The sequence below is a fragment of the Clostridium frigidicarnis genome (assembly GCF_900111985.1).
GTDB classification, from domain to species: Bacteria; Bacillota; Clostridia; order Clostridiales; family Clostridiaceae; genus Clostridium_Z; species Clostridium_Z frigidicarnis.
Window position 1 is genome coordinate 1 of sequence record NZ_FOKI01000071.1, and the last position, 8997, is coordinate 8997.

The following is an 8997-nucleotide window of genomic DNA, read 5'->3' on the forward strand; positions in this document are numbered from 1 at the left end:
TCATCAATAGTTTTGCTTATAGAATCTCCTTTGATTAAAGTCTGAAGATCATTTTTTACATCCTCAGAACCTTTAGCTAAAAGAATATTAACCAAGTCATTTGAGCTAGTATTAACCCAATATGGCTTTAACCCACTTTCAGGACTTGATAAATAGTTCAGTATTGACCAAGGGTTATAGATTGTTACGTTCCCAAAATAGTATCCATTGTACCATTGTTTAACGCCATTAAAATCTTCTTCTATATTGTAATCAGAAACTAACTTTCTAACTTCATCTTCAGTAAATCCAAACTTATCACTGAAGTTATATCCTAAAACAGTCTCTACTTTTAAGTTGTTTAATCCTGAAAATATAGATTCCTTTGCCACTCTAAGTATTCCCGTAATCATTGCCTTTTGTAAGTAAATATTGTCCTTAAATGCTCCGCTAAGTAAATTTCTCATAAATTCTATAGTTTCCGTATAATAGTTATTTATATATGCTGCTTGAATTGGGACATCATATTCATCTATTAAAATTATTACCTTTTTATCATAATAAACACTTAAATACTCTGAGAGTCTTTTTAAAGTATCGGATAAATCTACTATATCCGCTTTCTTATTTATTATAGAATTATAGTAATCTTTATCTATATTATGAATTTTATTAGAATTTAAACAATATTCATGTTCAACATATAGTTTGCTCAATAAATTTCTTAATCCAACCTTTAAATTTTCAAATGAACTATGCTTCTCATCTTTAAAGGATAAATATATAACAGGATACTTTCCTTGAATATCCATAATATTTTTATGATTTTCTATGTTAAGCCCTTTAAAAATCTTCATGTTATCTTCTCTATTGTCAAAAAAATACTTTACCATACTCATATTAAGAGTCTTACCAAACCTTCTTGGTCTTGGAATTAATATAGTTTGACCATTACTTTCCCAAAACTCTTTTATTAATAATGATTTATCAACAAATAGATACCCATCATCTATTACTGTCTTAAAATCACTTATTCCTATTGGTATTCTTTTCAAATTTCTCACCTACCTTATTAAAGCCTATGTATGTTTTATTATATCCAATTAGTGCAGATCAAACAACTGATAAAGTAACAGAAGTTAAAGCCATAAAAAACGTAAAATTCTATTATACAATTTTTTCAACAAGAAAAACCCCAATAATAATTACCCCTACGATTATTGAAAATATCCCAACTATTTTATTGTTTTTACCATTCCCTTTTTCTTCTAAATCTATTTTTTGTCCTATACTAATTTGATTTAACCCTAAAAATAATTGTGTAAGACCTGCAAAAATCATAATTATATCAGTCTTAAAATATCTTAAAAGAGATAATATGGCTAAACACAGAGTAATAACACCAAATATAATTACTAACATAGCAGTTATCTTTTGACTAATTTTCATAAATACCTCCCCGTTTTTCCCTTATAGTTAGTTAATTATATAACGCTCACCCAAAATAATCCATTATTTATTTTTTACTCAATTCTCCAGGTTATATTTTATTATCAAAAGTATATCTATGTATAATTAACCTGTTTATTTGTATTTTTTATAATATTGTACTATATTATAAATATATGTAATTAAAAATTTACTTACAACGAGGTGTATTATGACTGTAAACTATATACTTACTTCTTCTTCATTTCTCATTATTATAATGTATATGTTATATTTAAATCACTCTAGTATATTTGTACTAAAGACTAATTCTTTTTTCACAAAATTTTTAAATAACACTTCAAAATTTTTCTTTGTATATCTTATATTAAGTCTAATTGATGATATTTTTATTGGTAGCATAACACCATACACTGGAGTTATATCTATATGTAAAATACTTACCTTCCTATATACTATTTTGATTTTAAATAAGTGCATAATAACGAAAAGGTTAATTGTACATAATGGAAAGATAATACTTAGAAAAAATATAACTAACTATTGTTTAAATGGTTCTGTTTTAGAGATTAAAACAAAAGATACTACTATTAAAATTGATCTTACAGATGATATTAAGGAATCTGTATTATCAAAGGTTAAAGTAACTTTCAAATAACAAGAAATTTTATCTAAATATGAAAATAGAAATTCACTCAAACCAAAAATAGGGTCTAATCAACACAAAGTAGCTGACTTCACAAAGGATTGTAAGGCATAAAAAAACTTCATTTTCACTTAATATTTTATCAGTGTTTATCATGAAATTTACCCTTTCTATTTCCGTCCCTATGAAATACCCTTCTAAGGTGAATTTCTGTAAAAATCATGCTTCCTATTATAATTACAAACATACTTATTCCTAATAATCTATCTTTAAAATTAGATACATAAATATATTCAAATATAAAAATCAAAATAATAAATAAAATACCTCCACCTATAATTAAAATACCAAAAAATCTATTACCTTCATTCCATGTATCTTTATTCTTCATAGCAAAAGGTGTCTTATATCCCAATGTTCTATTTATATCCTTAGGTAGATATAATCTCATTAAAATTCCAATAACAATGAAAACTAACCCTATCAAACAATAACTTGATATACTCATCAATCCTTCCTCCTTGTGAATATTGTCCAATATATATATTATAGTATATATTTTACAATTTGTATTAAGCACTTGAGAAAATAATAGACCCAAGATTCCAAGTATATTTGGGATAACACAAAGAGTTAAAAGTCATTCATATTGGTGATATGGATGACTTTTGACCATGAAGTATTATGCCAAATAGACAAGAATACCGGACTTAATATATCCAAAAACAGTAATTTAATATATAATTTAGTTATTACATAATCCTAGGATAGTACGAAACAAATTTGGTAAGTTTATAGGAGGAATAGTATGTTTATAAGAAACTCAGCTAGAGCGCTATTAATCAATAGTGAAAACAAAATCTTACTTTTTAAATTTAAGTTCCCTGAGATTCAAGGTGATAATGTTTTATGGGTAACTCCTGGTGGAGGGGTTGAAGAAGGTGAAAATTTTGAACAAGCATTAAAAAGGGAATTATTTGAAGAAACAGGATTGGTATTCAATTCAGTAGGACCTTGGATATGGACAAAAGAAGTAGTCTTTAAAGGTAAAAGCGAAGACTTTGTTAGTTACGAAAGGTACTATCTTATTCAAATTGATAATGCAGATATTTCCTTTGAAAATATGACACTTAATGAAGTAAGAACTTTAAACGGCTTTAAATGGTGGAGTGTAGATGATGTCTTATCATCAAGGGAAGAATTCTTCACACCACAAATTGGCAAGCTTTTTTTAGAAATTATTAAGGGCAATATACCTAGTAGTCCAATAAATATTAATTAAGTAATCATTTGTTTTATTATTGTAAGTGACAAAACAAATAAGACATCTTCAAAAAATAAAAGGAGGAATTTATTATGCTTATATATATTTTTATTGTTATTGCAACAGTATGTATACTAGTTACATTAATAGGTCTTTATTATTTCTCAAAACAAGAATATGATAATTTTTTTGTAAGTTTTATATTAAATAAAGATAAGATAAAATTACTCAAAGCAAATAAAATAAATGAAAAAAATATAAAAAACTCAAAGTTATATTAAATGTTAGCACTATATTTTTAATAGTTTTAGCACCAACAGTTATTTATGTTTTTAAATCAGATAATATAGATCTTAGATATATTATAATGCTTTTACTATTTGCAAATGCATTTATTTCAAATAAACTTATTGAAAAACTGTTTAATAAAAAAGAAGTTTAAATAGTTTTAATTTCATGTTGAATCAAAAGATTATTCATTATGTAGCTATAGGACTACCCTTATAAATACAAGGCACAAAAATTTAATCCCTTTTAAAACATAAAAAACCTTCCAAAACATAATGCTCTTAAACATAATGTTTTGAAAGGTTTATTTTTAACTATTCACTCCAACTTGTAACTTGTAACTAACTAAACTTATTTCGCAATATCTCTTATATCATAAACCTCATTAAACTCATCCTTTGAATAAGTTTTAGGTTTGTCATTTATATTTAAAGCATTTAAAATAACTTTATCTATTAAGTTATTTTTATATTCTCTTAATAGCTTTGATACTGCTTGTTGAGTTATTTTAAGCTCAGCTGCAATTTCCTTTTGCTTCATTTTCTTTTCTTTAAGATCTAGTACTGCTCTAAGATTATCAAGCTTACCTTGTTGTCTTGAAGTAAGTCCTAAATAATTTCTAAGTTTTTCTTTACTATTTTGCTTTTTCCATTCATTTCTATAATCCTTAGATCTTTTATTCTTTATTTTAGTACTTATTATAGTTGAAAGGCTATCCATTTCTTCTTCGCTAATATTAAGAAGTTTTATAAGCTTTTTATTAGAATATATATAACACCCCTTTTTTCTAAAGAATGTACTCATGGCTATATTCTCTTCTAAAGACATATACTCCTCAAAAGTTTCTTCCCAAAGACGATAGGCCTTTTCTGCTGATGCTGTGGCTGCAATTACTTCTTTCTCATTTAACGGTTCCTTAAAACTCTCATTAAAATCTATAACATTAGCAAGAGCACTTATTGGATCCTTTATAAATAAACAGCTATAATACCTATATAAAAAACATAATACTTCCCTTATGCCCTTGCATTCCCCATTCCTTATTTCTTGAAGCTTTTGAATATCATTAAGTCTTGCAAAATGAAGGGTATGTAAGTTGTAAAGTGATATTTCTTTTTTAGATAACTTAATCTTTTTCGTCACCTTTTTTGTGTTTTTTATCTTATCCCATTCTTCCTTAGTATAAGGAAGAGCTGGAAGCATGACTTTAGACAGCTCGCTTATTGTATATACCTTCATAGGTTCCTTTACCTTTTCAAACCTAAAGGTTTTATCTGAATTAAATATAAATCTTGAACGTCTATCTGTCTTTGAATTTATTGTACCTGCAAGTCTTAAAACATGGACTGCATCAGCACTCAAATTGTCTGATCCATATTTTGAAAAATGCTTAACAAAAGCTGATTGTATCTTTTGCCATATAGGTAATGCCTTAACTGTAGCACTTTCTATTAAGTAAAAGATATACATTCCATTTCCACTATCCACAAAGAAAGATGGTTCTACATCCTTAAATAGTTTCTTTTTTTTAAGGATTTCTATCATTTCTTCACTGGTCTTATTTTTGTATCTCTTTATTTTATAATAATCAAGATCCACCCAAAAAGCATGAAGATGTCTTAAATTCTTAATTTGCCTTAATGGAGAAAGCATGGAGTTTATTGATATATAAACATCCTTAAAATCAACAAGTTTATGTACATTATCTATAAGTTTTTCATTAGGAACATGCCATTGAATAAAATTTTCTTTATTTCTTTTCATTCCTATGGCAGTAAATCCGTCACATTTTCTCTTTATAGATTTAACTTCTGTTTTTGCATCTTCTCCAGCAAATATATCCTTTAGTAAAAATACATCCTTTTCTAACGCTTCTTTTATAAGATTCTCTTTTATTGAAGGCTCATTCAAAAAAACACCTCCTTTTAATAGGCGGTGCTTCTTAAAATATTTTTGCAAATCTCATAAATAATTATATTATAAAACACTAGTATTGAAACCCTTTAAAAATTCAAAACCATTACCATATAATATTTTTATGGATTTTTAATTATGTATTCATTGCAATTTTATAGATAAATTAATTTTTACTTAAATCTATAGAAATTTTTCTATTATAAGTTTCTATAAAAACATATATACCTTTATAGTATCCCCTATATATATCTAAAAGACTAACACTACCCTATTCCACTCTTATAATATAAAAGCTTTAAAATGTGCTAGGAGAACCTATATATCCTTTTCAGATAGTATCTCTTAAAATAAAAGACTACTCTACTGGCCATATAATACATCTTATATAGATATCTATTACCATTGCAAATTTTACATATAAATAATAATTTGGATTATTTAGAAGCACCATTTAAAAATTAAAACTGTGAGCCTAGGAAACTTTTCAGTTTTTAATTTATTTAACTTTCAACTTAATTTTAACTTATTTTTATACTGATTATATCACTTTTCTAATCATATTTGCAACGAAACTTATACTAAGATACAAAATAATATGTTTACTTTTTTCTTGATTATTCTCCAATAAATTCCTACAACATGTTTTTTCTTTATAAAATTTTTATTATAAAGGATTGAATTTTACTATAATTTATCGCTTTTTACATAAATTAGAAGAAAATTTTTCTTATAAATCCGCTTATAATTATCATAATTCTAAAAAACTTTTTCTTATTTCCATTTAACTATTTTAAAATCATAAAAAAATTTAAATATGTATATCTATGACCAGTTCATTGTAAATTATTTACATTAGTAGTAAGCTATACATATAAACTTAAGATTATCAGGTAATTCTTAGCTTCAGATGAAGTTTGCTTGTGATTTTACTAAGGCACATTCAAAAAAATAATAGACCAGTATGCTTGTCTATTATTTTCTTTCATATGCCTAAGTTGAAAATTAATTTTGATTTTTCAAGAAAAACTAAAAAACATTGATGCCATTAAAAAATCCAATTATTTCAACATAGTGAGTTATTGGAATTTAGTCATCAATGCTTTTTTATAACTTAGAATTATATATGTAGCCAGTTACCTTTGTGTTACTTATACCCACATAAATTTAATATACATCTATTTTTCAATCTCTAAATTATTTAAAACTTCCTCAAGAAGAGTTTGTACGAACTCTGACTTACCCATTCCAGCCATTTTAGAGAACTTATCTATTTTCTTTATAGTTTCTGGTTTTAGATAGTAAGTAATTCTTTTAGGAGTTTCTTGCTTCTCCACTTTTTTGATAACAATCCTATTAACATTTACATCCTTAACTTCAGTTGTTTTAGATGATAAAAAAGATCTGGAATTAGTTACACTATCACTTTCTATTTTTTCTTTTTTGTTATCATTTTCTGCTTCAAATTTATATTCAATAACATCATTATTAATATGTTCAGACTCTATATCATTTTCTATGTTATGATTTTCTATTTTAATATCCTTTGATTCCTCATGATCTAAATCATTATTTGATACTAAAGTTTCTGCCATTTCCTTTTTCTTCAACATTTGAGCTTTTAGATTTTCAAAATTACTGCTGATATCCGCTTTGTTTTTACTTTTAGCCAACTTTCTTCACCAGCCTTTCTAGAACCTCAAAAAATTGTTGGGCAGATTCTTCATCATATTCAAACACAGTTTTTCCCATCTTACCTGCTTCTGTAATCTTAACTCTTCTATTTATAGGATTTGTAACTATGTTATCCTCATCTTTAAAAAACTCTCTAAGAAATTCTAAATTTTCTTTAGCATCTCTAGTTCTTTGATCGTACATATTTGGTATTATAAGAGATATTTTATCTGGAGATAATCTTAAATCTGATAAATATTCATATATACTACCACAAGCTCTTACAGCAGCTGCTTCAACCTGAACTGGCATTACTATATTATCTACATAGCAAAGTACAGAATCATTTATTCTAGTTCTTTGAGGACCACAGTCCACAACTACAAAATCATAACCTAAATTTTCTAACCCTTGTAATTTTTCATTTAAAATTAAATCTATTCTACTTTCTCTATAAAACTCTGCATTTATTTCTTCTATATGAGAGTTTGGAAGTAAATCTAATGATTCTCTAGCATTTATTATACAATCTTCTAATTTAACATCATTTCTCTTATCTATTAAATCAAAAAATGTTTTATTATAATCTTTTTCACTTATACCTAAAAATAAACTACTATCATTTTGCCCATCAAGGTCAACTAAAATCACCTTAAACCCTAGCATAGAGAGTCCATGCGATATTTGAACAGCAACAGTACTTTTACCTACCCCGCCCTTATTGTTTAATACTGCTATCTTCTTCACTTTCCCATTCCCCCCTTTTTATAAGAATTTGTGTTAAAACTTTTAATCTAGTCTTTCCTAAGATTTGTTTAGGTTTTTGTGCTATGTCATTACCCTTAAAAAATTTATCTCTATTGGCATCTATAACTGAAGCTATATTTCTTTCTAGCTCCTCATCTTCAACCTGATCCTCAAAGTAAGCATCAATATAATCTCTAATAGCACATCCTAATTCATATTGATTTTTATAATACAGCCTCAAATCATTATTTACCATGAATTACCCTCCTTTTCTTAAACTAACCCGTATTTAACCTATGTTTATATCTATTTTACACCACATTTAACCTAAATACAAACTACTTTTATACTAAAATTTCGCTATTCTCTCCTATAATATACTAATTTCTATCATAATCCTTCCCAAGTTACACCCTTAGCTTCGTTATAATTTATAAGTTACCTTATAAATTTATGTAAAATAATAACTTATAAACTTAAAGGTTCAAATCTTCATTTAGTTACAAATGACAAGTTAGGGTTGAGGTTAGTTTCAAACTTTGTCTTATTCTAACATGATGAAATCTTATAGAAATTAATTTATAATTGCTATTTGTGTGAACCCTTATATATAAATAAAACAAAGTATATATGAAAATTTCAACATTCATAAATATAAGTCATGACCACCCGTAAAACGGGTGGCATGCTCTAGCCCTATAAGGGCATATTACTGGCTGTGTCTTAAGACACGTTGAATAAGATCCGCCAACCGCATAACTTTTACAGTCTGCCACTAAAGTGGCTTTTATTTTTTGCCTTTCATTATCGGCTCACCCGTAAACGGGTCAACGAATTCTTTCATGTTTATTTGATCACTTGCTATATCTTCTTGCAACTGATTTTTTATATATTCTTGTATTGCCTTTTTATTTCTTCCTACTGTATCCACATAATATCCTTTACACCAAAATTGTCTATTCCCATACTTATATTTTAGATTTGCATGTCTATCAAATATCATAAGTGAGCTTTTTCCTTTCAAATATCCCATAAA

Annotated in this window: 11 protein-coding genes; 3 read left to right on the forward strand and 8 right to left on the reverse strand. The window is 26.5% G+C overall.

Annotation, left to right across the window (positions count from 1 at the left end; all coding sequences use genetic code 11):
* Nucleotides 1-1034, reverse strand: a 1034-nt coding sequence (locus tag BM119_RS18850; protein WP_177199514.1) for an AAA family ATPase, incomplete at its 3' end; no start/stop codon positions are given.
* Between the two features lie 112 nt (nucleotides 1035-1146).
* Nucleotides 1147-1428 (reverse strand): hypothetical protein, encoded by a 282-nt coding sequence (locus tag BM119_RS18855; protein ID WP_090043258.1) that lies wholly within the window; start codon nucleotides 1426-1428, stop codon nucleotides 1147-1149.
* Between the two features lie 211 nt (nucleotides 1429-1639).
* Between BM119_RS18855 and BM119_RS18860 the strand changes: the two genes are divergently transcribed.
* On the forward strand, nucleotides 1640-2086 hold the full coding sequence (locus BM119_RS18860) for a hypothetical protein (RefSeq protein WP_090043259.1): 447 nt from the start codon (nucleotides 1640-1642) through the stop codon (nucleotides 2084-2086).
* A gap of 130 nt (nucleotides 2087-2216) precedes the next feature.
* On the opposite strand, the gene BM119_RS18865 is transcribed toward BM119_RS18860, so the two are convergent.
* Nucleotides 2217-2582, reverse strand: coding sequence for an SdpI family protein (locus BM119_RS18865; RefSeq protein WP_090043260.1), 366 nt, complete (start codon nucleotides 2580-2582; stop codon nucleotides 2217-2219).
* Nucleotides 2583-2882: 300 nt separating this feature from the next.
* On the opposite strand from BM119_RS18865, the gene BM119_RS18870 reads away from it, so the two are divergent.
* Both BM119_RS18870 and BM119_RS18875 read left to right on the forward strand, forming a co-directional pair.
* On the forward strand, nucleotides 2883-3356 hold the full coding sequence (locus BM119_RS18870; RefSeq protein ID WP_090043261.1) for an NUDIX hydrolase: 474 nt from the start codon (nucleotides 2883-2885) through the stop codon (nucleotides 3354-3356).
* Between the two features lie 74 nt (nucleotides 3357-3430).
* On the forward strand, nucleotides 3431-3619 hold the full coding sequence (locus BM119_RS18875; RefSeq protein WP_090043262.1) for a hypothetical protein: 189 nt from the start codon (nucleotides 3431-3433) through the stop codon (nucleotides 3617-3619).
* A 358-nt stretch (nucleotides 3620-3977) separates the two neighbouring features.
* On the opposite strand, the gene BM119_RS18880 is transcribed toward BM119_RS18875, so the two are convergent.
* From BM119_RS18880 to BM119_RS18900, 5 genes are all read right to left on the reverse strand, one after another.
* Nucleotides 3978-5537 carry a hypothetical protein gene (locus tag BM119_RS18880; RefSeq protein WP_090043263.1) on the reverse strand — a complete coding sequence of 520 codons (1560 nt, stop codon included), beginning with the start codon at nucleotides 5535-5537 and terminating at the stop codon, nucleotides 3978-3980.
* A 1181-nt stretch (nucleotides 5538-6718) separates the two neighbouring features.
* Nucleotides 6719-7213: a hypothetical protein gene (locus BM119_RS18885; protein ID WP_242948476.1), complete on the reverse strand. Its 495-nt coding sequence runs from the start codon at nucleotides 7211-7213 to the stop codon at nucleotides 6719-6721.
* Nucleotides 7206-7961 carry a ParA family protein gene (locus BM119_RS18890; RefSeq protein WP_090043264.1) on the reverse strand — a complete coding sequence of 252 codons (756 nt, stop codon included), beginning with the start codon at nucleotides 7959-7961 and terminating at the stop codon, nucleotides 7206-7208. The genes BM119_RS18885 and BM119_RS18890 overlap by 8 nt, the downstream gene beginning before the upstream one ends.
* Nucleotides 7933-8217 carry a TIGR04540 family protein gene (locus BM119_RS18895; RefSeq protein WP_090043265.1) on the reverse strand — a complete coding sequence of 95 codons (285 nt, stop codon included), beginning with the start codon at nucleotides 8215-8217 and terminating at the stop codon, nucleotides 7933-7935. The genes BM119_RS18890 and BM119_RS18895 overlap by 29 nt, the downstream gene beginning before the upstream one ends.
* Before the next feature lie 531 nt (nucleotides 8218-8748).
* Nucleotides 8749-8997: transposase (locus BM119_RS18900; protein WP_177199515.1), on the reverse strand; the 249-nt coding region annotated here is incomplete at its 5' end.